Origin of the sequence: Acidovorax sp. ACV01 (assembly GCF_014851495.1) — a bacterium.
GTDB classification, from domain to species: domain Bacteria; phylum Pseudomonadota; class Gammaproteobacteria; order Burkholderiales; family Burkholderiaceae_C; genus Acidovorax; species Acidovorax radicis.
On record NZ_JACUZT010000006.1, the window covers coordinates 423,338 to 447,613 of the forward strand.

Here is a 24,276-nt window from a genome sequence, read left to right on the forward strand (position 1 = left end):
CATGCACGCCCACAACGACCGCGACCAGTTTTCCCCGCCCCGGCCCCCGGCACGCTTGCGTGCCATCACGCTGGCGGTGCTCGTGCATGTCGTGCTCATCGGCGCACTCACCTGGGGCGTGAACTGGAAGAACAGCGCCGACCAGCCTGCGGTGGAAGCCGAACTGTGGGCAGCGGTGCCCCAGCAGGCGGCGGCGCGTGCCGTTGAGCCCCCGCCCCCACCGCCCGCCCCACCGGAAGTGCGTCCGCCTGCTCCGCCCCCACCACCGCCCCCGCGCGCTGTGGAGCCGCCCGACACCCGCGAGGCCGACATCGCCATCGAACGCGAGAAAAAGCGCCTGGAACAGGAAAAGAAGGCGCGCGAACAGCAGCAAGAGCGCGACAAGCGTGAACGCGAACGCAAGGAAGACGAGCGCCGCGACCGCCTGGAGCAGGAGAAGAAAGAGCGCCTGCAAAAGGAAAAAGACAAGGAAAAGGAACAGCGCGAAAAACAGCTGGCCGAGCAGAAGAAAGCCGAGCAGGACAAGCAAAGGAAGCTGGCCGAAGACAAGCGCAAGGCGGACGACGCCGCCAAGCGCAAATCCGAAGCCGACGCCAAACAGCTGGCAGAACAGCGCGAAGCCAACCTGCGCCGCATCCAGGGCATGGCAGGGGCGACGGGGGGAGAAACCGCCACGGGCACAGCCCAGCGCAGTGCAGGCCCGTCAGGCGGCTACGGCGGCAAGGTGGCGGCCAAGGTCAAGCCCAACATCGTGTACCCCGACGCGATCTCGGGCAACCCGCGTGCCGAGGTGGAAGTGCGCCTCTCGCCCGACGGCACCATCGTGGGCAAACGGCTCGTGCAGTCGAGCGGCAACAAGGCCTGGGACGAGGCCGTGCTGCGCGCGCTGGACAAGACCGAGACCCTGCCGCGCGATGTGGATGGGCGCGTGCCGTCTTCCCTGACCATTGGTTTCAGGCCACAGGACTAGAGCCTGTTCAAAGCCCCGAAAAAAAGCGCCCGGAAGTACCGGGCGCTTTTTTTGGCTTTTTTTGACCTCTAGCGCTTGATAGTCAAGCGCAGATAGCTATGTATTTAATAGCATAACATATGCCCCCTACCGGTCGCGGCGCTCCATGCGCCGGTTCAAATTCAGCGCTCCAAGAGTGCAGGCCACACCCGACAGCAGGTACACCGTCACGGCCAGCAATCCAAACTGGGCCGACAGGTACAGGGCCACCAGCGGTGCAAACGCGGCGCCAATGATCCAGGCAAGGTCTGCCGAGAGAGCGGCGCCCGTGTAGCGGTACTGGGGCGAAAAATTGGCCGTGACCGTGCCCGACGCCTGGCCATACGACAAGCCCAGCAGCACAAAACCCAGTAGCAGGAACATGGTGCTGCCCACCTCGCCCGAGTTGAGCAGAACGGGGGCCATGAAGCTGAACACGCCGATCAACACCGCCATGCCGCCCAGCAGCTTGCGGCGGCCCAGGTGGTCCGACAGCCAGCCAGACACCATGATGGCCCCCGCTGCCAGGAAGGCGCCTACGATCTGCACGCCCAGAATCTGGGTCACCGGCTGGTCCGAATACAGCGTGATCCAAGACAGCGGGAACACCGTGACCAGGTGGAACAGCGCAAAGCTGGCCAGCGCGGCAAAAGCACCCAGCACCACATTGCTGCCTTCGTCACGTATCACTCGGCTCACAGGCACGGGCTGCAGTTCACGCTCTTGCAGCAGCTCGGCGTACGACTGCCCCACCACCAGGCGCAGGCGGGCAAACAGGGCCACCACGTTCACGGCAAAGGCCACGAAGAAGGGATAACGCCAGCCCCAGGCCAGAAATTCCTGCACGCTGAGGCTGCTGTACAGATAGGCAAACAGACCCGCCGCCAGCACAAACCCGACGGGCGCACCCAGCTGCCCAATCATGGCAAACCAGCCCCGGCGTTCCTTGGGCGCCGACATGGCCAGCAGCGACGGCAGGCCGTCCCACGAGCCGCCGAGCGCCAGACCCTGGCCAATGCGCAGAATCAGCAGCGCCACCACAGCGGTCAGGCCAGCATCCTTGTAGCCCGGCAAAAACGCCATCCCGACCGTGCACACGCCCAACAGGAACAGTGCAATGGTCAGCTTGGTGCCCCGGCCCCAGCGCCGCTGGATGGCCATGGAAATGGCCGTGCCGATGGGCCGGACCACAAACGCAACGGCCAACAGCGCAAACGACATCAGCGTGCCATCCAGGCGCGACAGGAACGGAAACAGGAAAGGCGGGAAGACGAGAACGCAGGCGATCCCGAATACGAAGAAATCGAAGTACTCGGACGACCGTCCGATGATCACACCCACCGCAATTTCGCTGGGGGTCACGTCTTCATGGGTATCAGCCCGCGAGAGAGAGGCGGGGCTTTCTTCAAAGCCGGCCGCAGGGTAAGTGGCAGAGGCGGGGCTGCTCATGAACAGGGCTCCTTGTCGTTGTTTGGATAAGACATTCTGGTTCTACACGCAAGTTTGATTCGGGACAAGTGCAGTTTCACTATGGCGCCTGCAGGACGGCGCCGAACCAAAAAGAGAAGGCACACCGAAATGGGGCATCTATTGTTGACCTTGGACAAAATGTCCAATGTACAAAAAAGCTAGAGCTATTACATTCGACGGCACTTCGTTATCCGCGTTTACCCTTAAACGCTCCGGTTGCGCCTGCCCCATGTCCAAACTACCTTTACCCCGCGTGCCTGCCTGGCTCGCCGCCATGGCTGCCCTGGGCAGCCTGGCCGGCTGCAGCAAGGCGGTCGTCCTCAATCCTGCCGGCGACATCGCTGCCCAGCAAGGGCACATGGTCATCCAGGCCACGCTGCTGATGCTGATCATCATCGTGCCGGTGATCGCTCTCACCCTGTGGTTTGCCTGGAAATACCGCCAGAACAACACCGCCAACACCGAGGCCGACTACGACCCCGACTGGCACCATTCCACCACGCTGGAGCTGGTGATCTGGACCGTGCCGCTCTTGATCATCATTGCCCTGGGCGCACTGACCTGGATCGGCACCCACAAGCTCGACCCCTACCGCCCCCTGGACCGCATCTCGGCCACCAAACCACTGGACGCCCAATCCACTCCCCTGGAGGTGCAGGTGGTGGCCATGGACTGGAAGTGGCTGTTCTTCTACCCCGAACTGGGCATTGCCACGGTGAATGAACTGGCCGCGCCGATCGACCGCCCCATCCTGTTCAAGCTCACGGCCACGTCCACGATGAACGCGTTCTACGTGCCGGACCTGGCGGGCATGATCTACGCGATGCCCGGCATGCAGACCGAGCTGAACGCCGTGATCAACCAACCAGGCGTGTACAAGGGAATGTCCTCGCACTACAGCGGCGCGGGCTTCTCGGGCATGACCTTCAAGTTCCACGGCCTGAGCCAGGGCGACTTCGAGCAGTGGGTGGCCAGAAACAAGTCCGAAGGCAAGCCACTCACGCGCAAAACCTACATGGATCTGGCCAAGCCCAGCGAGCGGGACCCCGTGCAGCGCTTTGCCAGCGTGGAAGACGGCCTGTACGACAAGGTGCTGAACCGCTGCGTCGAGGACGGCAAGATGTGCATGCACCACATGATGGCCATCGACGAGAACGGCGGTGACGCCTATGTGCGCGCCGTGGGCCTGAATCTGCCGCAGGACGTATGCACCTCGCAGAACGCCGCCCAGGTGGTGGCCAGCCTGGAAGCCCGCCACGCACCGCGCGCCAACTCCGCCCAATGATCCGCCCTTGATTTGCCATGTCGGCGCCCGTGCCAAGCGGGTGTTGGCATCTTCCAAAGACCTCTATGTCCTCCGCACCTGATACCGCATCCCATTGGGCCCTGGGCCGAATCACCTGGGATTCCATACCGATGGCACACGAGCCCATCGTGTTGTGGACCTTTATCGCCACCGTGCTGGGTGGCCTGGCCGTGATGGCCGCCATCACCAAGTTCCGCCTGTGGGGCACCCTGTGGCGCGACTGGATCTGCAGCATTGACCACAAGAAGATCGGGATCATGTACATGATCCTGGGCCTCGTGATGCTGCTGCGCGGCTTTGCCGACGCCGTGATGATGCGCCTGCAGCAGGCCATGGCCTTTGGCGACAACATGGGCTACCTGCCACCCCACCACTACGACCAGATCTTCACCGCCCACGGCGTGATCATGATCTTCTTCGTGGCCATGCCGCTGGTCACGGGCCTCATGAACTACCTCGTGCCGCTGCAGATCGGCGCGCGCGACGTGTCCTTCCCGTTCCTCAACAACTTCAGCTTCTGGATGACCACAGCCGGTGCCATCCTGGTGATGGTGTCGCTCTTCCTGGGCGAGTTCTCCACCTCCGGCTGGCTGGCCTTGTCCAACCTGGGGGCGCAAGACCCCGGCGTGGGGCTCGATTACTACATCTGGGCCCTGCAGATTGCGGGGGTGGGCACCACGCTCTCGGGCATCAACCTGATTGTCACCATCATCAAGATGCGCGCACCCGGCATGAACCTGATGAGGATGCCCGTCTTCACCTGGACCGCCCTGTGCACCAACGCGCTGATCGTGGCCTCGTTCCCCGTGCTCACGGCCGCGCTGGTGCTGATGTCGCTGGACCGCTATGTTGGCACCAACTTCTTCACGAACGACCTGGGCGGCAACGCCATGCTGTACGTGAACCTGATCTGGATCTGGGGCCACCCCGAGGTGTACATCCTGATCCTGCCGTGCTTCGGCATCTTCTCCGAAGTGGTGGCCACGTTCTGCAAGAAGCGCCTGTTCGGCTACACGTCGATGGTCTACGCCACGGTGGTGATCACCATCCTGTCGTACCTGGTGTGGCTGCACCACTTCTTCACGATGGGCTCGGGCGCGAGCGTGAACACCTTCTTCGGCATCACGACGATGATCATCTCGATCCCCACGGGCGCGAAGATCTTCAACTGGCTGTTCACCATGTACAAGGGCCGCATCCGTTTCGAGCTGCCCATGATGTGGACCGTGGCCTTCATGGTGACCTTTGCCATCGGTGGCATGACCGGCGTGCTGCTGGCCGTGCCCCCGGCCGACTTCGTGCTGCACAACAGCCTGTTCCTGATCGCCCACTTCCACAACGTGATCATCGGCGGCGTTTTGTTCGGCCTGTTTGCCGGCATCAACTACTGGTACCCCAAGGCTTTTGGCTACAAGCTCGACCGCACCTGGGGCGTGCGCTCCTTCTGGCTGTGGGTGGTGGGTTTCTGGGTGGCGTTCGGCCCGTTGTATGTGCTGGGCCTGATGGGCGTCACGCGCCGTGCCAACCACTTTGAAGACCAGTCCCTCCAGATCTGGTTCGTGATCGCCGCCATCGGTGCCGCGATGATTGCTGCGGGCATTGCCTGCTTCCTGATCCAGATTGTGGTGAGCTACCTCAAGCGCGACCAGCTGCGCGACCACACGGGCGACCCGTGGGATGCACGCACGCTGGAATGGGCCACCTCGTCGCCACCGCCCGACTACAACTTCGCCTTCACCCCCGTGGTGCACGAGATCGATGCCTGGTGGGACATGAAGAAGCACGGCTACGAGCGCCCACTCACCGGCTTTGCGCCCATCCACATGCCCGCCAACACTGGCTCGGGCGCCGTGATCTCGGCCCTGTCGCTGGCCTTCGGCTTTGCACTGATCTGGCACATGTGGCTGCTCGCGGGCGTGTCGTTTGCGATGCTGCTGCTGGCTTCGATCATCCACACGTTCAACTACAAGCGTGACTTCTACATCCCGGCATCCGACGTGATTGCCACAGAAAAAGCCCGCACACTCCAATTGGCCCGCCATGTCTGAACTCCGCCTTAACGCTGGCGCCGCCGCAGGCGCCCTGGCCCCGCGCGACTACCACCTCGCGCACGAGCCCCATCCCGAAAACGGCACCGCCCTGGGCTTCTGGCTGTACCTGATGAGCGACTGCCTCATCTTCGCCGCCCTGTTTGCCACCTACGGCGTGCTGGGCCGCAGCTATGCGGCCGGCCCCACCGGCGCGCAGCTGTTCGATCTGACGCTGGTGGCCGTCAGCACGGCCTTCCTGCTGCTGTCGTCCATCACCTTCGGCTTTGCCATGCTGCGCAAGCAGCAAAAGGATGTGAAAGGCACGCTGCTGTGGCTGGCCGTCACAGGCTTCTTCGGCCTGTGCTTCCTGGGCCTCGAACTCTATGAGTTCGCCCACCTCATCCACCAGGGCGCCACGCCCCAGCGCAGCGCCTTCCTGTCGGCCTTTTTCACGCTGGTGGGCACCCACGGGCTGCACGTCACTTTCGGCCTGATCTGGCTGGTGGTGCTGATGGTGCAGATCGGCAAACACGGCCTGATCCCTGCCAACACGCGCCGGCTGATGTGCCTGTCGATGTTCTGGCATTTTCTGGACGTGGTCTGGATCGGTGTCTTCACTTTTGTGTACCTGATGGGGGTGCTGTAAATGAGCGCACAACACACAACACACGCACACGATGCCCATGGGCATGACGACCATCACCACAGTGATGACGGCCCACACAGCACCTTCTCGGGCTACATGGTTGGCTTCGTGCTCTCGATCATCCTTACGGCCATCCCGTTCTGGCTGGTCATGGCCAAGGTGATCACCGACCGCAACACCGCCGTGCTGGTGCTGGGCGGTTTCGCCGTGATCCAGATCCTGGTGCACATGGTGTGTTTCCTGCACATGAACGGCAAAGCCGAAGGCGGCTGGACCCTGCTGTCCACCATCTTCACCGTGGTGTTTGTGGCCATCGCCATCAGCGGCACGCTGTGGGTCATGTTCCACATGAACGCGAACATGATGCCCGAGCATCCAACACCCACGCCCCCGGCGCATGAAGCGCCGGGGCACTCCAGGCCTTGACACCTGGCATGCTCCCTGCCCCGGGCGCCACGGCCCGGCGGCTGCGCCAGGCGGTGCTCGCGCTGGTGGGCATCGCTTTGTTTCTGGGATTCCTGGCGCTGGGCACCTGGCAGGTTCAGCGCCGCACGTGGAAGCTCACCCTGATGGAGCGCGTCGAGCAGCGTGTGCACGCAGCTCCCACTCCCTCGCCCACCTCCCAAGACTGGCCCGGGGTGAATGCCGCCGATCATGAATACCTGCCCGTCACCCTGCACGGCCAATGGCTGGGCGACAAGACCGTGCTCACCCAGGCTGTGACCGAGCTGGGAGCGGGCTTCTGGGTCATGACCCCCCTGCAGCAGGATGACGGAAGCCAGGTGCTGGTGAACCGTGGTTTCGTGCCCCAGGACCAGCGCGCACAGTGGCTTGCCGCGCCCCCGCCCACTTCGGTGCCCGGATCCACCACGGTGCAGGGCTTGCTGCGCATGACGGAGCCAGGAGGCGGATTTCTGCGGAGCAACGACCCCGTGCAACAGCGCTGGTATTCGCGCGATGTAGCGGCCATTGGCCAGGCACTGAAGCTGCCCCAGGCTGCGCCCTTCTTCGTGGATGCGGGCCTTCCGGGCCCCACGGGCACGGCGACGGACAGCGCGGCACCGGACTCAAAGTGGCCCCGTGCCGGCATGACCGTGGTCCGTTTTCACAACAGCCACCTCGTGTATGCGCTGACCTGGTATGGCCTCGCCCTCATGGTTGCCGGCGCCGGCTGGTATGTGGCACGCTACGAGCGCCGCCTGCGCAGCCTTGCCGGCCACACCACCACCTCCGATGACCACCCTTCGCCCTGATACCGCTGCAGCCCTACCGCAGCGCAACACGCGCTCGGCCGACGCCGCCGCAGGCATCAAGAACCTGCAGCAGCTGATCGAACTGCGCTGGATTGCCGTCGTCGGGCAGGTGTTCACCATCGAGATGGCGCACTACAGCCTGAACCTCACGCTGCCCGTGCGCGAGATGCTGCTGGTGGTGGGCTGCCTGGCGGTGTTCAACGTGGTGAGCCTGCTGCGGCTGCGCACCGGTGTGGTGGTGCGCAATGTTGAGCTGTTTCTGGCCTTGCTGATCGATGTGGCGGTGCTCACGGTGCAGCTGTACCTGAGCGGTGGCACCAGCAATCCGTTCGTCTTTCTGTACCTGCTGCAGATCACGCTGGGGGCTGTGCTGCTGCGCGGCGCCTACATCTGGTCCATCGTGATCATCACGCTGCTGTGTTTTGGGGTGCTGGCCACGCACCACATGCCCCTCGCTCTGCCGCAAGACCTGCACCAGGGGCTGTCGAGCCTGTATGTCATCGGGCTGCTGGTCTGCTTTGTGCTCAACGCCACGCTGGTGGTGGTCTTCATCACCCGCATCAACCTGAACCTGCGCGAACGCGATGCGCGCCTGGCCGCAGCACGCAGGCGCCGCGTGGAAGAAGAGCACATCGTGCGCATGGGCCTGCTGGCATCGGGCGCGGCCCACGAGCTGGGCACGCCGCTGTCCACGCTGGCCGTGATCCTGGGGGACTGGCAGCACGACAAGCAGCTTGCGGCCCACCCCGCGCTGAAGGAAGACATCGACGAAATGCAGGCCCAGGTGCAACGCTGCAAGAGCATCGTGAGCGGCATCCTGCTTTCGGCCGGGGAGACACGTGGCGAAGCCTCCATGCAGACCACCGTGCGCACCTTCGTCGATGCACTGGCCGAAGAATGGCACAGCACCCGGTCGATGCCACAGTTCATCTACGACAACGACTTCGGCGCGGATACGCCCATGGTGTCGGACACCACGCTGCAGCAGATGGTTTTCAATGTGCTGGACAATGCACGCGATGCCTCGCCCGGCTGGGTGCGCCTGGCCATCACCCGCAACGCCGATGCACTGCGCATCACGGTGACCGACGCAGGGCCCGGCTTTGCCCCCGACATGCTGGCCAAGCTGGGCACGCCCTACCAGTCCTCCAAAAACCGCCCCGGGGGTGGGCTGGGCCTGTACCTTGTGCTCAACGTGGCACGCACGCTGGGTGGCAGCGTGGCGGCGCGCAACCGTCCTGAAGGGGGCGCCGAAGTGACCATCGAGCTGCCGCTGGCGGCGATCACACTGCCTGAAGCCAAAGCCTGACGCCATGAGCCCTACCGACGAAGAAGAACCCGCGCAACGCCTGCTCCTGATCGTGGAAGACGACGAGGCCTTTGCCCGCACGCTCGCCCGTTCGTTTGAACGGCGTGGCTACAGCGTGCAGCAGGCCGCCAGCCTGCCCGAGGTCGAAACCCTGCTCGCACAGCACACGCCCGGCTTTGCGGTGGTGGACCTCAAGCTCAAGGGGGAAGCGTCGGGCCTGGCCTGCGTGCAGAAGCTGCATGCCGCCAGCGAGGGCATGCTCATCGTGGTGCTGACCGGATTTGCCAGCATCGCCACCGCCGTGGAGGCCGTGAAACTGGGCGCCTGCCACTACCTCGCCAAGCCGTCCAATACGGACGACATCGAGGCCGCGTTCGGCCTGAAGGCGGGCAACACCGAGGTGGAGCTGACCAACCGCTCCAGCTCGATCAAGACGCTGGAATGGGAGCGCATCAACGAAGTGCTGGCCGAAACCGGTTTCAACCTCTCGGAAGCAGCAAGGCGCCTGGGCATGCACCGCCGCACCCTCACCCGCAAGCTGGAGAAAAAACAGGTTCGCTAGGTGGCTGCCGAAACCAGGCCAGCCCTAGGATTTCAAGCAAAATTGGCCGCCAGCGCTTGAAGGAACCCATTGTTTGCTATTTAATTTATAGCAAACACCACGGAAGCGGCACTCAACCGCCTGGGGCCCTCCCCCGACCACCTTTTGATTGAGGCCAGCGCTCACGTCAGCGCTGGCGCTGCACCAGCCAGCGCTCCGCGTCCTGCTGCTTGCCAAACCGCGCCCAATCCAGCGCGTTCTTGCCGTAAGGGTCCTGGCGCCAAAGGTCTACGCCCCGCACCTCCAGCCACTCCAGGGCCTGGATGCGCCCTTTGGCGGCGGCCAGCATCGCTGGCGTCTCGCCCCGGCTTGCGGGCGCGGGCTCGTCCAGAGACTGCCCTTGCTCGGACAACCACTGCAAACAGGGCACACAACCACTCTGCGCCGCCATGTGCACCGGCCCCCAGTCCCACCGGTTGCGGGCTGCCAGACTGGCCCCGGCCTGCACCAGGCGCTGGGCGGCAGCGAGGTGGCCGCCGTAGAAGGCTCGCAACAGTGCGGTGTCGCCACGCTCGCTGTCTTTCTGCGTCTGGCGCAGGTCAGGCAGGGCGCCTGCACGCAGCAGCAGCTCGATGTGCTCCAGTTGCCCCCGATGGGCCGCCAGCATGAGCAGGGACGAGCCGCTGGGTGCGAGCAGGTTGGGGTTGGCGCCTGCGGCCAGGGCTGCGCTCAGGGCCCGGGCATCATCCGCGTTCTGCGCGTCAAGCAGCGGGCCGTCTAAAGCGGAATAAGAGGTGGGTGGCGTTGGGGCAGCGGGCGCAGCCACTTTCCCGGCCGGTGCTGGGCGTGCCAGGCCTGCAAGCGGTGGCCCCCCAATCCACCCCGCGAGCACAGCGGCCAGCAGCAGTGCACCCCAAGCCGGGCGCGACTGCCCAGTCCGCGCGCGCCGTTGTGCCCCGGGGCTGAAATGGACCCGGCGGTGCGCCCAGGCTTGGGCGATGGATTGGCCCACGGCGGTGGCGGCACCGCCACCACTGAGGCCGGGCGTGATCCGCACAAGAGTGCCGTCGGCTCCGCGTGCATACACCGCGGAATAAGGGTGCTCGCTGGCACCACTGCCGGTCGCGTACAGCAGCTTGTGCACCAAACTTCGGCTGGCCTGGCCCGGCAGCGTCTGGGTGCGGGTCCACAGCCACGAGTGCCGGTGCACAGTGATGCCGTCGTCCTGCACAGACAGCGCCCAGCGGCGTGTGGCGGCATGCAGGACAAAGGCCACCAAGACCCACCACGCCGTAGCCGCCACGAAGGAGCGCGGCAGTACCAGCCCATGGGTACCCAGGCGGCCGTTGATGGCGGCCTCCAGCGCCAGCCCAGCGAGCACCAGGCCAGCGGCCCAGCGCCAGCCGGTCTGGCTGAATGCGTAGTGCCAGGCGTGGGGCGTTTCCTGCAGCGTGACAGAAGGGGGCAGAGGCAACGAGTCTTCGCTTTCCTCCCCGTGCTCGCTGAGGGGTGCAATCGGCGTCACCAGCTTCCAGGCAGCGCGCCGGTCAAAGCGGTCGGGCAGTTCGCTGGCAAAAGTCTGTGGTGCGGCCTGGACAGGCAAGTCATAGGTCAGCTCCGCCGTGCCGCCGGGGCTGTGCAGCAGCTCCAGGCGCCAGTCCACGCGCTCGCCCGAGCGTTGCGCGCCGTGCGGGGGTGCATCGGCAGGAACATCGAAACGTGCCACCAGCCGCAGCCCTCCATCGGCCGTGGGCTGCAAGCGTGCCGACTCTGTGAAGGATTCCACGCAGCGCTCGGGCGAGCCCGAGCTTGACTCGTCCACGCGGTACTGCGCCAGGCGCAACTGCGGGCTTTGCTCCTGCTGGTGGGTGGCGGCCCGCTCGGGCAGCAGCAGCGCGACCTCGACCGGGTGCCCCGCGCGCGGCCGCGCGGGCTGCACGCTGAGGGCCGCACCGGCATAGCGCCAGGCCAGGTGGGTCTGGCGCACCGACAAGGCCACCAGCCCCAGGCCAACCATGACGAAGATCGAAATGAAGGCCTTGGCGTACCAGGGGGCGCTGCCACTGGTCCAGAGCATGCCAGCCATGGGGAAGGCGATGCCACACCAGAAGAGCGTGAAAAACCAGGCGGCGCCCGCCGAGGTGCCGGCAGAGGCCTTTGGCAGGGGCGTGGGCGAGGCGCCCTCCTCCACGTCTTCCGCCCCCTTTACCAGGCGCAGCAGGGTGTGCAGGAACATCCAGGCCGCCGCCAGCCCCACGCCGGTGAAGACCAGGGCAAAGGGCACGCGGAACATCTGCAGCGCCCAGCGGATGGACGGATCGATGAGGGCCTGCGAGGGCACCTGCGGGTTGACCATGATGGTGATGGGCTGCCCACGGGACTGGGCGCTTTGCAGCAGCCCGTGCCAGCGCTGGTGCCAGTCGCCGATGTTGTCGGCACCGACTTCGGGGTCGAGCCCCACCCGGTTGCCTTCGTACTGCCGTCCCCCGAATTCGTAGCGGTAACGGGCGTGCACCTGGTAGGTGGTGCCATCGCTGGACGTATGGCGCTTGAGCTCGGAGCCCAGCACCTGTGCCACCACCGGTTGCCAGCTGTGCACCTCCAGCGCCGCACGGAGTGTTTGCACCAGGGGCTGAAGCCCCGCGAAGTATCCCCCCAGGCCAAAGGCCAGCGCGAAGAGCGCGCTGAACAACAGCATCCCCAAGCGCTTGCCCAACGTATCTGCCTTTTCGGGGTTGTTCTCTCTTGCCATGGATGTCCCTCCATTTCTTTTGTTGTTATGGGCAAAGCATGGGAGCCAATCATGTCATTTGCATGACAAATAAATGTCATTTCCGCAGCAAAGACGTGACAAGACAGACGGCGAGGCGCGTGTGCAATACCATGAAAAAAGCGGCCCCGAGGAGCCGCTTTTCTGGATTGATCAATCCCGCACGGAAAAGATCAGGCGGTCACGCCATCCGCCACATCCTTGAACTCGGCGATCTTGTCGAAGTTCAGGTATTGGTAGATCTTGTCGCCGTTCTGGTTGATGACACCGATGTCGGCCAGGTACTCTTCCTTGGAAGGAATGCGGCCCAGCTTGGAGCAGATGGCCGAGAGCTCAGCCGAGCCCAGATAGACGTTGGTGTTCTTGCCCAGGCGGTTGGGGAAGTTGCGCGTGCTGGTGGACATCACGGTGGCGCCTTCCTTCACCTGCGCCTGGTTGCCCATGCACAGCGAGCAGCCGGGCATTTCCATGCGGGCACCGGCCGCGCCGAACACGCCGTAGTGGCCTTCTTCGGTGAGCTGGTGCGCGTCCATCTTCGTGGGAGGGGCCATCCACAGCTTGACGGGGATGTCCTTCTTGCCTTCGAGCAGCTTGGAGGCTGCGCGGAAGTGGCCGATGTTGGTCATGCACGAACCGATGAACACTTCGTCGATCGCGGCACCGGCCACGTCCGACAGCGTCTTGGCGTCATCGGGGTCGTTGGGGCAGCAGACGATGGGTTCGGTGATCTCGGCCAGGTCGATCTCGATGATGGCGGCGTAGTCGGCGTTGTCATCGGGTTCAAGCAGCTGGGGGTTGGCCAGCCAGGCTTCCATGGCCTTGATGCGGCGGCCGATGGTGCGTGGGTCAGCATAGCCCTGGGCGATCATGTTCTTGAGCAGCACGATGTTCGAGTTGATGTACTCGATCACGGGCTCCTTGTTCAGGCGCACCGTGCAGCCGGCGGCAGAGCGCTCGGCCGATGCGTCGGACAGCTCGAACGCCTGCTCAACCTTCATGTCCGGCAGGCCTTCGATTTCCAGGATGCGGCCCGAGAAGATGTTCTTCTTGCCCTGCTTGGCCACGGTGAGGTGGCCGGCCTTGATGGCGTACAGCGGAATCGCGTGCACCAGGTCGCGCAGCGTGACGCCGGGCTGCATCTTGCCCTTGAAGCGCACCAGCACCGATTCAGGCATGTCGAGGGGCATCACGCCCGTGGCGGCAGCGAACGCCACCAGGCCGGAGCCGGCGGGGAAGCTGATGCCAATGGGGAAGCGGGTGTGCGAGTCGCCGCCGGTGCCGACAGTGTCGGGCAGCAGCATGCGGTTGAGCCAGCTGTGGATGATGCCGTCGCCGGGCTTGAGCGAGATGCCGCCGCGCGTGCTGATGAAGTCGGGCAGCTCGTGGTGCATCTTCACGTCCACGGGCTTGGGGTAGGCGGCCGTGTGGCAGAAGGACTGCATCACCAGGTCGGAGCTGAAGCCCAGGCAGGCCAGGTCCTTCAGTTCGTCGCGCGTCATGGGGCCGGTGGTGTCCTGCGAGCCGACCGAGGTCATGCGCGGTTCGCAGTACGTGCCGGGCACCACGCCCAGGCCTTCGGGCAGGCCGCAGGCGCGGCCGACCATCTTCTGCGCCAGGGTGAAGCCCTTGCCAGTGGCGGCAGGCACTTGCGGCAGGCGGAACAGCGTCGAAGGAGGCAGGCCCAGGGCCTCGCGGGCCTTGGTGGTCAAGCCACGGCCAATGATCAGCGGAATGCGGCCGCCAGCGCGCACTTCGTCAAACAGCACTTCGCTCTTGACTTCGAATTCGGCGATGACGTTGCCATCCTTGAGCGCCTTGCCAGCGTAGGGCAGCAGTTCGATCTCGTCGCCCATGTTCATCTGGCTCACGTCCAGCTCGATGGGCAGTGCACCGGCGTCTTCCATGGTGTTGTAGAAGATGGGGGCAATCTTGCTGCCCAGGCACACGCCGCCGAAGCGCTTGTTGGGCACGAACGGGATGTCTTCGCCCGTGAACCACAGCACACTGTTGGTGGCGGACTTGCGGCTCGAACCCGTACCAACCACGTCACCCACATAGGCCACGAGATTGCCCTTGGCACGCAGGTCTTCGATGAACTTCACGGGACCGCGCTTGCCATCTTCTTCGGGAGTGATGCCGTCGCGCTTGTTCTTGAGCATGGCCAGGGCATGCAGCGGGATGTCGGGGCGGCTCCAGGCGTCGGGGGCGGGCGACAGGTCGTCGGTGTTGGTTTCGCCGGTGACCTTGAGCACGGTGAGCTTGATGCTCTGGGGCACTTCGGGACGGCTGGTGAACCACTCGGCATCGGCCCAGCTTTGCAGCACGGACTTGGCGAAGGTGTTGCCCTTGTCGGCCTTTTCCTTGACATCATGGAACTGATCGAACATCAGGAGCGTCTTCTTGAGCGCTTCGGCGGCGACAGAGGCCACGGCCGCATCGTCCAGCAAGTCGATCAGGGGGGTGAGGTTGTAGCCACCCAGCATGGTGCCCAGCAGCTGCGTGGCGCGCTCGCGGCCAATCAGCGTGCACACCTCGGTACCATGGGCCACGGAAGCCAGGTAGCTGGCCTTCACCTTGGCGGCATCGTCCACACCGGCGGGAACGCGGTGCGTGATCAGGTCCACCAGCGTGGCTTCTTCACCGGCAGGCGGGTTCTTGAGCAGCTCGATCAGTTCCGCGGTCTGCTTGGCGCTCAACGGCAGGGGTGGAATGCCGAGGGCAGCGCGCTCGGCCACATGGTCACGGTAGGCTTTCAACATCATTTTTCTCCGGTTGCGTTCTAAAGTGGGGCGGCGCGCAGTGCGGTGGCGATTTCAACGGCCGGGTCGCCTGCGTGCGCAAAGGTTGTGCGATTTTTTCTTCGGTGGTGCGGCGCCAGGCGACTGCTTACTTCAGGGGTTCCAGCACGCTCACAGGCGGGTTCTTCTTGATGGCCTCAGCCACCACCAGTTGCTGCGGGCTCATGCATTCGTCGGCCAGGCGCTGGCCCAGCTTTTGGTTCATCAACATGGACTTGTTGGCGATCTGCAGCCAGACCGCGCCGCCCTTCTGGTCCTCCAGGCGCACCGTGCCCGTGGTGGTGGTCACCGGGGCCATGAAATACTTGAAGCCCTTGCCTTCCACATGGAAGTGACCGGGGCTTGCGGGCTCGGCCGTGACAGTGACGAAGGCCCCCAGCTCACAGGGGATGCGGCCCACATGCACGCGTTCGGCGATGGCCAGCTCAGCAGGCGAAAGAGCAGCCTCTGCGGCGATGATGCCGGCTGCCACCTGGTTGGTTGCGCTCTTGAGCTGGGTGCGGCTGCTGGTGCCTTCCGTTTTGGCCTCGGTGGATTTTTTGGTGGCAGAGGCCTTGTCCGCCGTCTTGGCAGACTTCGCTTCAGCCTTTGGGGCGGACTTCGCCGCAGGTTTTGCAGCGGCCTTGGTCTCTGGCTTGGGTTCGGTCTTGGCGGGGGTTTGCGCCATGGCAAGGGCCGGAGCCAGCAGCATCAGGGCAGAGGCGATAAAAGATTTCATGGAAGGTCCAGCGTCGAAGAGTTCAGGAATGTTCACAACGGAACGGAGGCCGACGCGCCAAACCAATGGCGGACGGCGAGAGGAAGTGCGCGCCCGGTACGGTGGGCGCGCTCCAGCACCTGCCAGTAAAAGCGATAACTGGCACGGTCATGCAAAGTGCCCTCAAAACTGATGGGAGCCCAATCAGAATCAGCGGCAAAAGCTATTATTTTTGAAGCAATTTCAATGTCATCCTGCTGGGGCGCAAACGCCTGCAGGATGGGTCGGATCTGTGCGGGGTGGATGCTCCACATCCGGGTGTAGCCCAGCTCGCGCGCGGCCCGGCTGGCAGCGCCTTGCATGGCCGCCGTATCGGCAAATTCCGTCACCACACAGTGCGATGGCACCTTGCCGTGGGCATGGCAGGCGGCAGCAATCTCCAGCTTGGCACGCACCACCAGCGGGTGCGAAAACTGTCCCACCGAAGTCATGCCCTGCGCAGGGATGGCGCCACCATGGGCCGACACAAAGTCCATGAGGCCAAAACTCAGGCTCTGCACACGGGGGTGGGCGGCAATCTCGAAAGCACGGTGCACCGCCGCAGGGGATTCGATGAGGACGTGGATCGGCACCTGGACCGCTGATGCTTGCTCCAGCGCGCGTTCCACCTGCAGCACATCGTCCACAGACTCCACCTTGGGCACCATGAGGTGGCTGAGCCTGTGGCCCGCTTCGCCCGCTATCGTGGCGACATCATTGGCAAAAGCCGGGTGGTTCACCGCGTGGACCCGTGCGGCCACTCGGGCGCCCGGTGCAGCCCCCAGCGCCAGATTGGCAACCAGCCGTGCGTGGTCGGACTCCAGCCCGACGGGAGCGCCGTCTTCACAATCGAGGGTGACATCAAAGACGCAGGTACCGAATTCCTGCATCATTTCGGCCTGCAGTTGCAGGCTCTTGCGCATGCGCGCTTCCACGCCGCTGTAGTGGTCACAGACCGGCAGAAAGCCTGTCTGCGCCTGGGCGCCCAGCAGCACATCGCGGGGATGGGGTGGCGCAGCGCCCTGCCCCTGCGCGGGGACCCGGGCGGCCCGAAGGCCCGATGCCTGTAGCGTCGGCTGCATTGCGCTCACCTGGCTTACAGCAGGTGCTTGACGCCGTCTTGCTCGCCTTGCAGCTCAGCCAGCGTGATGTTGATGCGCTCTTGCGAGAAAGCGTCGATTTCCAGACCTTCAACGATCTTGTATTCGCCGTTTTCGCACGTGACGGGGAAACCGAACATGGTGTCCTTCGGAATGCCGTACTGGCCGTCCGATGGGATGCCCATGGTGACCCACTTGCCGTTGGTGCCCAGGGCCCAGTCGCGCATGTGGTCGATGGCGGCGTTGGCAGCCGAGGCAGCCGAAGACAGGCCACGGGCTTCGATGATGGCGGCACCGCGCTTGCCCACGGTGGGCAGGAAGGTGTTGGCGTTCCATTCCTGGTCGTTGATCATCTTGGCGACGCTTTCGCCGTTGATGGTGGCGAAACGGTAGTCGGCGTACATCGTGGGCGAGTGGTTGCCCCAGACGGTCAGCTTTTCGATGTCGGCCACGGCCTTGCCGGTCTTGGCAGCGACTTGGCTGGCAGCGCGGTTGTGGTCCAGGCGCAGCATGGCGGTGAAGTTCTTGCGTGGCAGGTCAGGTGCCGACTTCATGGCGATGTAGGCATTGGTGTTGGCAGGGTTGCCCACCACCAGCACCTTCACGTTGCGCGAGGCAACGGCGTTCAGTGCCTTGCCTTGTGCCGTGAAGATGGCGCCGTTGACGGCCAGCAGCTCGGCGCGTTCCATACCTGGGCCACGTGGGCGCGAACCCACCAGCAGGGCATAGTCGGCATCCTTGAACGCGGTCATGGGGTCGCTGTGGGCTTCCATGCCAACGAGCAGGGGGAATGCACAGTCGTCCAGCTCCATCATCACGCCCTTGAGCGCTTTCTGGGGGCCTTCAACCGGCACTTCGAGCAATTGCAGGATGACGGGCTGGTCCTTGCCGAGCATTTCGCCGGAGGCGATGCGGAACAGCAGGGCGTAACCGATTTGACCAGCGGCACCGGTGACGGCGACGCGAACAGGCTTCTTGCTCATGGTGAAAACTCCAGGGAAGTGAGGAAAACAGGTGTGAGTGCAACGCAAGCACCAGCGCCTGTTACCAGCAGCCCGTGCCCCGCAAAACAGCCTTGGAGTGTACCGCTGATTGAGCACCTCGGTCAATTTGTCTTATGTCTTATATAAGATATGATTAACACCCTGACACAGCCCGCACATCACCTCGTGTGCGGCCCGCCCTTTTCCCGATCGCCATGTCCTCGCTTCCGCTCAACGCCGACAACCCTGCGCAGCCTTCGGCGGGCGCAGGCTCTGCCACGCCCGCGTTCAGCCCGCTGTACCAGCAAATCAAGGGGCTCATCCTGCAGAGCCTGCAGCAGGGTGAATGGAAACCCGGTGAATCGATCCCCAGCGAGATGGAGCTGGCCGCCCGCTTTCGGGTGAGCCAGGGCACGGTGCGCAAGGCCATCGACGAGCTGGCGGCCGAAAACCTCGTGATGCGGCGCCAGGGCAAGGGGACCTTCGTGGCCACCCATGCCGAGCAGCATGTGCAGTACCGTTTCCTCAAACTCATGCCCGACACCGGCGACGTCCGCGTGGAGGGTCCCGCACAGCGCCAGGTGATCGACTGCCGGCGCATGCGTGCCAGCGCCGACGTGGCGCGTGCGCTGGCGCTGCGCAGTGCCGACCCGGTGGTCCAGGCACGGCGGGTTCTATCGTTTGCGGGCGTGCCCACCATCCTGGAAGACATCTGGCTGCCCGGCCAGGCTTTCAAAGGGCTGACGGCAGACCAGCTGGCGAACTACCAGGGCCCCACGTACGCCATGTTCGAGCTCGATTTCGGCGTGCGCATGGTGCGCGCCGAGGAGAAAATACGCGCCGTGCTGCCTGACGCCGAACAGGCGGCCATGCTGCAGATCCCGCAGGCCACGCCGCTGCTGAGCGTGGAACGCATTGCCTACACCTACAACGACGTTCCGATGGAGTTACGGCGCGGCCTGTACCTGACCGACACCCACCACTACCGTAACGAATTGAGCTGACACCACCCTGGCAACCGAGCGGAAACGTAGAACATTGGGGCTAGAGCAAACTCTTCTTGTTGCGTTGCAATAGAATTTTGCGTTCTTTGCATCTTCAAATTACAAAGCAGTTACATCCACGAAAGCACACAACATGACAGAACTCGCCAAAAAACGGCCTGAATTCCGCAACATCAATGCCTTCAAGGACCTGACCACCTACCGCATGACGCCTGCAGCGTGGGTTTCGATCCTGCACCGCGGCAGCGGGCTGATCATGTTCCTGCTGCTGCCTTTCATCATCTGGATGTTCGACACCTCGGTGTCGTCCGAAATCTCGTTCGCCAGATTCACGGCGGCCTTCAATATCGGCATCGGCTTCGTGCCCGGCTGGTTCATCAAGCTGGTGGCACTGGCATTGATCTGGTCGTACCTGCACCACTTCACCGCCGGCCTGCGCCACCTGTGGATGGATGTGAGCCACAGCGCAGTGAACAAGGAATTCGGCAAGACCTCGGCCCTGGCGGTGCTCGCGATCAGCATCACGCTGGCTCTGGTGCTGGGCGCCAAGCTCTTCGGCCTGTACTGATCAACCCATAAAAACGGTGGCTGCTGCCAGGCAGTGCCCACCGAAGAACGAGAGGAAATTCCCATGTCCGTCAATTACGGTTCCAAGCGCGTCGTCGTCGGCGCCCACTATGGCCTGCGCGACTGGCTCAGCCAGCGCGTCACGGCCATCCTGATGGCCCTGTTCACCCTGGCCCTGCTGGCCCAGGTCATTTTTTCCAAGGGCCCCATCGGCTACGACAAATGGGCCGGCATCTTCTCGGCCCAGTGGATGAAGGTGTTGACCTTCTCCGTGATCATTGCGCTGGCCTGGCACGCCTGGATCGGCCTGCGTGAAGTCTTGATGGACTACATCAAGCCCGTGGGCCTGCGCCTGGCGCTGCAGGTGTTCAGCATCGTCTGGCTGGTCGGCTGTGCTGGCTGGGGTATCCAGGTTCTGTGGCGTCTCTGAATCCCACGACTGAAGGCAAAAAATAATGAGCTACACCAACGCTAACATCACCAAGCGCAAGTTCGACGTCGTCATCGTCGGCGCAGGCGGCTCCGGCATGCGTGCCGCGCTTGAACTCTCCCGCGCAGGCCTGAACGTGGCCTCGCTGTCCAAGGTGTTCCCCACCCGTTCGCACACCGTGGCGGCACAGGGCGGCGTGAGCGCATCCCTGGGCAACATGTCCGAGGACAACTGGCACTACCACTTCTACGACACCATCAAGGGCTCCGACTGGCTGGGCGACCAGGACGCCATCGAGTTCATGTGCCGCGAAGCACCCAAGGTCGTGTATGAGCTGGAACACTTCGGCATGCCGTTCGACCGCAACCCCGACGGCACCATCTACCAGCGCCCCTTTGGCGGCCACACGGCCAATTACGGCGAAAAGCCCGTGCAACGCGCTTGCGCCGCCGCTGACCGCACCGGCCACGCCATGCTGCACACCCTGTATCAGCAGAACGTGAAGGCCAAGACGAATTTCTTCGTCGAATGGATGGCCTTGGACCTGATCCGCGACGCCGACGGCGACGTGGTGGGCGTGACCGCCCTGGAAATGGAAACTGGCGACCTGTACATCCTGGAAGCCAAGACCGTGCTGCTGGCCACCGGCGGTGCGGGCCGCATCTTTGCGGCATCGACCAACGCCTTCATCAACACCGGTGACGGCCTGGGCATGGCGGCACGTGCTGGCATCGCGCTGCAGGACATGGAGTTCTGGCAGTTCCACCCCACCGGCGTGGCCGGCGCGGGCGTGCTGCTGACCGAAGGCTGCCGTGGCGAAGGCGCCATCCTGCTCAACAGCAATGGCGAGCGCTTCATGGAGCGCTATGCACCCACCCTGAAGGACCTGGCCCCGCGCGACTTCGTGTCCCGCTCGATGGACCAGGAAATCAAGGAAGGCCGTGGCTGCGGCCCCAACAAGGACTACGTGCTGCTCAAGCTCGACCACCTGGGCGCGGACACCATCCACAAACGCCTGCCGTCGGTGTACGAGATTGGCGTCAACTTCGCCAATGTGGACATCACCAAGGAACCGATCCCCGTGGTGCCCACCATCCACTACCAGATGGGCGGCGTGCCGACCAACATCAATGGCCAGGTGGTGACGCAGGCCAATGGCATCAACAACTCCGTGGTGAACGGCCTGTACGCGGTGGGCGAATGCGCCTGCGTGTCGGTGCACGGTGCCAACCGCCTGGGCACCAACTCGCTGCTGGACCTGCTGGTGTTTGGCAAGGCCGCTGGCCGCCACATCGTCGAGTTCAACAACAAGAACAAGGAACACAAGCCCCTGCCCAAGGATGCGGCCGACCGCACCCTGGAGCGCCTGAACCAGCTCGACAAGTCGAACGAAGGCATCTACGCGCAGAACCTGGCGGGCGACATCCGCGCCACCATGCAGCAGCACGCTGGCGTGTTCCGCACCCAGGTCAGCATGGACGAAGGCGTGCAGAAGATCGCCGATATCCGCAGCCGCGTGGGCAGCGTGACCCTGAAGGACAAGTCCAAGGTGTTCAACACCGCCCGCATCGAAGCACTGGAAGTGGACAACCTGATTGAAGTGGCGCAGGCCACCATGGTCTCGGCCGCTGCCCGCAAGGAATGCCGTGGCGCCCACACCGTGTATGACTACGAGCACCCTGCAGACCATGCAGAGTTCCCGCTGGGCCGCAATGACAAGGAGTGGATGAAGCACACCCTGTGGTACAGCGAAGGCAGCCGCCTCGATTACAAGCCGGTCAACCTCAAGCCCCTGACGGTGGACAGCGTGCCCCCCAAGGTCCGTACGTTCTAAACAGTAGCCCCACGAGAGAAGAACCATGCAAAAACGCACATTCCAAATCTACCGCTACGACCCGGACAAGGACGCCAAGCCCTACATGCAGACCATCGAGATCGAACTCGACGGCCATGAGCGCATGCTGCTGGACGCACTGGTCAAGCTCAAGGAACAAGACCCCACGCTGTCGTTCCGCCGCTCGTGCCGCGAAGGCGTCTGCGGCTCGGACGCCATGAACATCAACGGCAAGAACGGTCTGGCCTGCCTGACGAACATGAACACCCTGAAGGGCACCATTGTTCTGAAGCCCCTGCCCGGCCTGCCAGTCATCCGCGACCTGATCGTGGACATGACGCAGTTCTTCAAGCAGTACAACTCGATCAAGCCCTACCTGATCAACGAAGAACTGGCCCCGGACCGCGAACGCCTGCAGTCCCCCGAAGAGCGCGACGAGCTCAACGGCCTGTACGAGTGCATTCTGTGCGCCAGCTGCTCCACGAGCTGCCCCAGCTTCTGGTGGAACCCTGACAAGTTCGTGGGCCCTGCCGGCCTGCTGCAGGCCTACCGCTTCATCGCCGACAGCCGCGATGACGCCACGGCCCAGCGCCTGGACAATCTGGAAGACCCGTACCGCCTGTTCCGCTGCCACACCATCATGAACTGTGTGGACGTGTGCCCCAAGGGCCTGAACCCCACCAAGGCCATCGGCAAGATCAAGGAACTGATGGTGCGCCGCGCCGTCTGACCCCGATCTGCACCGCAACGCCAGGCCAGCCATGGAAAACCTTTCCACCATATCCCTTGCCCCAGCAGCAGCCTCGCCGCTGCTGGACGAGCGTGAATTGAGCAAGCTGCACTGGCGCTGCCGGCGCGGCCTGCTGGAGAACGATCTGTTCATCGAACAGTTCTTCGCCCGCTACGAGCCCATGCTGACCCAGCGCCATGCGCAGGGCATGCGCGAGCTCATGGACCTGGCGGACAACGACCTGCTGGACCTGCTGCTGCGGCGGCGTGAGCCCGCAGGCGAGCAAGACACGGAAGAAGCGCGCGAAGTGCTTGGCATGCTCCGACAAAGTGGCGGCGCTCTGGCGGTTCACGCCTGACACCCCCGTCTGCATGCCCCAAGACCGGATCATCATCGGCAACCCACCCAAGGAAAGTAACAATGAAGCTAGCTGACAACAAAGCCACCCTGTCGTTCAGTAACGGCGGCCCCAGCGTGGACCTGCCGGTCTACCAGGGCACCATCGGCCCGGACGTCATCGACATCCGCAAGCTGTATGCGCAGACGGGCATGTTCACCTACGACCCGGGCTTCCTGTCGACGGCAGCGACCCAGTCGGCCATCACCTACATCGATGGCGACAAGGGCGAGTTGCTGTACCGCGGCTACCCCATTGAGCAGCTGGCCCAGAACTGCGACTTCCTGGAAACCTGCCACCTGCTGCTGTACGGTGACCTGCCAAACGAAGCGCAGAAGACCGACTTCACCAGCCGCGTGACCAACCACACCATGGTCAACGAGCAGATGCAGTTCTTCCTGCGTGGCTTCCGCCGTGACGCGCACCCGATGGCCGTGTTGACCGGCCTGGTCGGTGCCCTGTCGGCCTTCTACCACGACAGCACGGACATCAACAATCCGCAGCACCGCGAGATCGCAGCCATCCGCCTGATCGCCAAGATGCCCACCCTGGTGGCCATGGCGTACAAGTACGGTGTGGGCCAGCCCTACATGTACCCGCAGAACAACCTGTCCTACGCCGGCAACTTCCTGCGCATGATGTTTGGCACGCCCTGCGAAGAGTACAAGGTCAACCCCGTGCTGGAACGCGCGCTGGACCGCATCTTCATCCTGCACGCAGACCACGAGCAAAATGCCTCGACTTCCACCGTGCGCCTGTGCGGCTCGTCGGGCACCAACCCCTTTGCCGCCATCGCAGCTGGCGTGGCCTGCCTGTGGGGCCCCGCCCACGGTGGCGCCAACGAAGCTGCCCTGAACATGCTGTACGACATCCAGGCCCAAGGCGGCGTGGAGAAGATCGGCGACTTCATCAAGCAGGTCAAGGACAAGAACTCCGGCGTCAAGCTGATGGGCTTTGGCCACCGCGTGTACAAGAACTACGACCCGCGCGCCAAGCTCATGCAAGAGACTTGCAATGAAGTGCTGGCCGAACTGGGCCTGGAAAACGACCCGCTGTTCAAGCTCGCCAAAGAGCTGGAAAAGATCGCCCTGGAAGACGACTACTTCGTGCAGCGCAAGCTCTACCCGAACGTGGACTTCTACTCCGGCATCGTGCAGCGCGCCATCGGCATCCCTGTGAACCTGTTCACCGGCATCTTCAGCCTGGCCCGCACCGTCGGCTGGATCGCCCAGCTCAACGAAATGATCGGCGACCCCGAATACAAGATCGGCCGCCCACGCCAGCTGTTCACCGGCTCCGAGCGCCGCGACGTGCCACCACTGGCCAAGCGCTGATCGGCACGGCGCCCCGCGCCGTCCACCGCACCCACAAAGCCCGCAGGCAG

Annotated in this window: 21 protein-coding genes; 15 read left to right on the top strand and 6 right to left on the bottom strand. The window is 63.8% G+C overall.

Translation table 11 applies throughout. The features are described from left to right. Position 1: 1 nt before the first annotated feature. A complete protein-coding gene (gene tolA, locus IB243_RS19350) occupies positions 2 to 970 on the top strand; it encodes a cell envelope integrity protein TolA (protein ID WP_192428775.1) in 969 nt (322 codons plus the stop codon). Positions 971 to 1,096: 126 nt separating this feature from the next. Here tolA and IB243_RS19355 read toward each other — a convergent pair whose 3' ends face one another. After that, positions 1,097 to 2,437 carry an MFS transporter gene (locus IB243_RS19355; protein WP_192428776.1) on the bottom strand — a complete coding sequence of 447 codons (1,341 nt, stop codon included), beginning with the start codon at positions 2,435 to 2,437 and terminating at the stop codon, positions 1,097 to 1,099. 250 nt (positions 2,438 to 2,687) lie between these two features. Here IB243_RS19355 and cyoA point away from each other — a divergent pair, with 250 nt between their 5' ends. The 7 genes from cyoA to IB243_RS19390 all read left to right on the top strand — a co-directional run bounded on the left by cyoA (position 2,688) and on the right by IB243_RS19390 (position 9,564). Further along, positions 2,688 to 3,743 carry a ubiquinol oxidase subunit II gene (gene cyoA, locus IB243_RS19360; RefSeq protein ID WP_192428777.1) on the top strand — a complete coding sequence of 352 codons (1,056 nt, stop codon included), beginning with the start codon at positions 2,688 to 2,690 and terminating at the stop codon, positions 3,741 to 3,743. A 65-nt stretch (positions 3,744 to 3,808) separates the two neighbouring features. After that, positions 3,809 to 5,812 (top strand): cytochrome o ubiquinol oxidase subunit I, encoded by a 2,004-nt coding sequence (gene cyoB / locus IB243_RS19365; RefSeq protein WP_192428778.1) that lies wholly within the window; start codon positions 3,809 to 3,811, stop codon positions 5,810 to 5,812. After that, a complete protein-coding gene (cyoC, locus tag IB243_RS19370) occupies positions 5,805 to 6,440 on the top strand; it encodes a cytochrome o ubiquinol oxidase subunit III (protein WP_192428779.1) in 636 nt (211 codons plus the stop codon). Before cyoB ends, cyoC begins: the two co-directional genes overlap by 8 nt. Continuing rightward, positions 6,441 to 6,866, top strand: coding sequence for a cytochrome o ubiquinol oxidase subunit IV (gene cyoD / locus IB243_RS19375; RefSeq protein ID WP_192428780.1), 426 nt, complete (start codon positions 6,441 to 6,443; stop codon positions 6,864 to 6,866). An 8-nt stretch (positions 6,867 to 6,874) separates the two neighbouring features. Beyond that, positions 6,875 to 7,693: an SURF1 family protein gene (locus IB243_RS19380; RefSeq protein WP_192428781.1), complete on the top strand. Its 819-nt coding sequence runs from the start codon at positions 6,875 to 6,877 to the stop codon at positions 7,691 to 7,693. Next, positions 7,674 to 9,002 (top strand): ATP-binding protein, encoded by a 1,329-nt coding sequence (locus tag IB243_RS19385; RefSeq protein WP_057272346.1) that lies wholly within the window; start codon positions 7,674 to 7,676, stop codon positions 9,000 to 9,002. Before IB243_RS19380 ends, IB243_RS19385 begins: the two co-directional genes overlap by 20 nt. A 4-nt stretch (positions 9,003 to 9,006) precedes the next feature. Beyond that, positions 9,007 to 9,564 (top strand): response regulator transcription factor, encoded by a 558-nt coding sequence (locus tag IB243_RS19390; protein WP_192428782.1) that lies wholly within the window; start codon positions 9,007 to 9,009, stop codon positions 9,562 to 9,564. Between the two features lie 166 nt (positions 9,565 to 9,730). Here IB243_RS19390 and IB243_RS19395 read toward each other — a convergent pair whose 3' ends face one another. From IB243_RS19395 to IB243_RS19415, 5 genes are all read right to left on the bottom strand, one after another. Beyond that, the gene (locus IB243_RS19395) at positions 9,731 to 12,295 is read right to left on the bottom strand and encodes an ankyrin repeat domain-containing protein (protein ID WP_192428783.1); all 2,565 of its coding nucleotides are present in this window, start codon (positions 12,293 to 12,295) and stop codon (positions 9,731 to 9,733) included. Between the two features lie 191 nt (positions 12,296 to 12,486). After that, positions 12,487 to 15,072, bottom strand: coding sequence for a bifunctional aconitate hydratase 2/2-methylisocitrate dehydratase (gene acnB / locus IB243_RS19400; RefSeq protein ID WP_010460204.1), 2,586 nt, complete (start codon positions 15,070 to 15,072; stop codon positions 12,487 to 12,489). A 127-nt stretch (positions 15,073 to 15,199) separates the two neighbouring features. Then, positions 15,200 to 15,829 (bottom strand): hypothetical protein, encoded by a 630-nt coding sequence (locus tag IB243_RS19405; RefSeq protein ID WP_192428784.1) that lies wholly within the window; start codon positions 15,827 to 15,829, stop codon positions 15,200 to 15,202. 32 nt (positions 15,830 to 15,861) lie between these two features. Beyond that, the gene (locus IB243_RS19410) at positions 15,862 to 16,929 is read right to left on the bottom strand and encodes a CoA ester lyase (protein ID WP_225585046.1); all 1,068 of its coding nucleotides are present in this window, start codon (positions 16,927 to 16,929) and stop codon (positions 15,862 to 15,864) included. A gap of 14 nt (positions 16,930 to 16,943) precedes the next feature. After that, positions 16,944 to 17,930: a malate dehydrogenase gene (locus IB243_RS19415; protein ID WP_010460198.1), complete on the bottom strand. Its 987-nt coding sequence runs from the start codon at positions 17,928 to 17,930 to the stop codon at positions 16,944 to 16,946. A gap of 215 nt (positions 17,931 to 18,145) precedes the next feature. Here IB243_RS19415 and IB243_RS19420 point away from each other — a divergent pair, with 215 nt between their 5' ends. From IB243_RS19420 to IB243_RS19450, 7 genes are all read left to right on the top strand, one after another. Further along, positions 18,146 to 18,934 carry a GntR family transcriptional regulator gene (locus tag IB243_RS19420; RefSeq protein WP_010460196.1) on the top strand — a complete coding sequence of 263 codons (789 nt, stop codon included), beginning with the start codon at positions 18,146 to 18,148 and terminating at the stop codon, positions 18,932 to 18,934. A gap of 133 nt (positions 18,935 to 19,067) precedes the next feature. Then, positions 19,068 to 19,502, top strand: coding sequence for a succinate dehydrogenase, cytochrome b556 subunit (gene sdhC, locus IB243_RS19425; protein ID WP_010460194.1), 435 nt, complete (start codon positions 19,068 to 19,070; stop codon positions 19,500 to 19,502). Positions 19,503 to 19,565: 63 nt separating this feature from the next. After that, entirely contained in the window at positions 19,566 to 19,931 is a 366-nt protein-coding gene (gene sdhD / locus IB243_RS19430; RefSeq protein WP_010460192.1) for a succinate dehydrogenase, hydrophobic membrane anchor protein, read from the top strand. Between the two features lie 25 nt (positions 19,932 to 19,956). Beyond that, positions 19,957 to 21,765 carry a succinate dehydrogenase flavoprotein subunit gene (gene sdhA, locus IB243_RS19435; RefSeq protein ID WP_192428785.1) on the top strand — a complete coding sequence of 603 codons (1,809 nt, stop codon included), beginning with the start codon at positions 19,957 to 19,959 and terminating at the stop codon, positions 21,763 to 21,765. Positions 21,766 to 21,790: 25 nt separating this feature from the next. Further along, entirely contained in the window at positions 21,791 to 22,495 is a 705-nt protein-coding gene (locus tag IB243_RS19440) for a succinate dehydrogenase iron-sulfur subunit (RefSeq protein ID WP_010460189.1), read from the top strand. A gap of 31 nt (positions 22,496 to 22,526) precedes the next feature. Beyond that, positions 22,527 to 22,853 (top strand): succinate dehydrogenase assembly factor 2, encoded by a 327-nt coding sequence (locus IB243_RS19445; protein WP_057223016.1) that lies wholly within the window; start codon positions 22,527 to 22,529, stop codon positions 22,851 to 22,853. 62 nt (positions 22,854 to 22,915) lie between these two features. Further along, a complete protein-coding gene (locus IB243_RS19450; protein ID WP_010460185.1) occupies positions 22,916 to 24,226 on the top strand; it encodes a citrate synthase in 1,311 nt (436 codons plus the stop codon). The last annotated feature ends 50 nt before the right edge of the window (positions 24,227 to 24,276 follow it).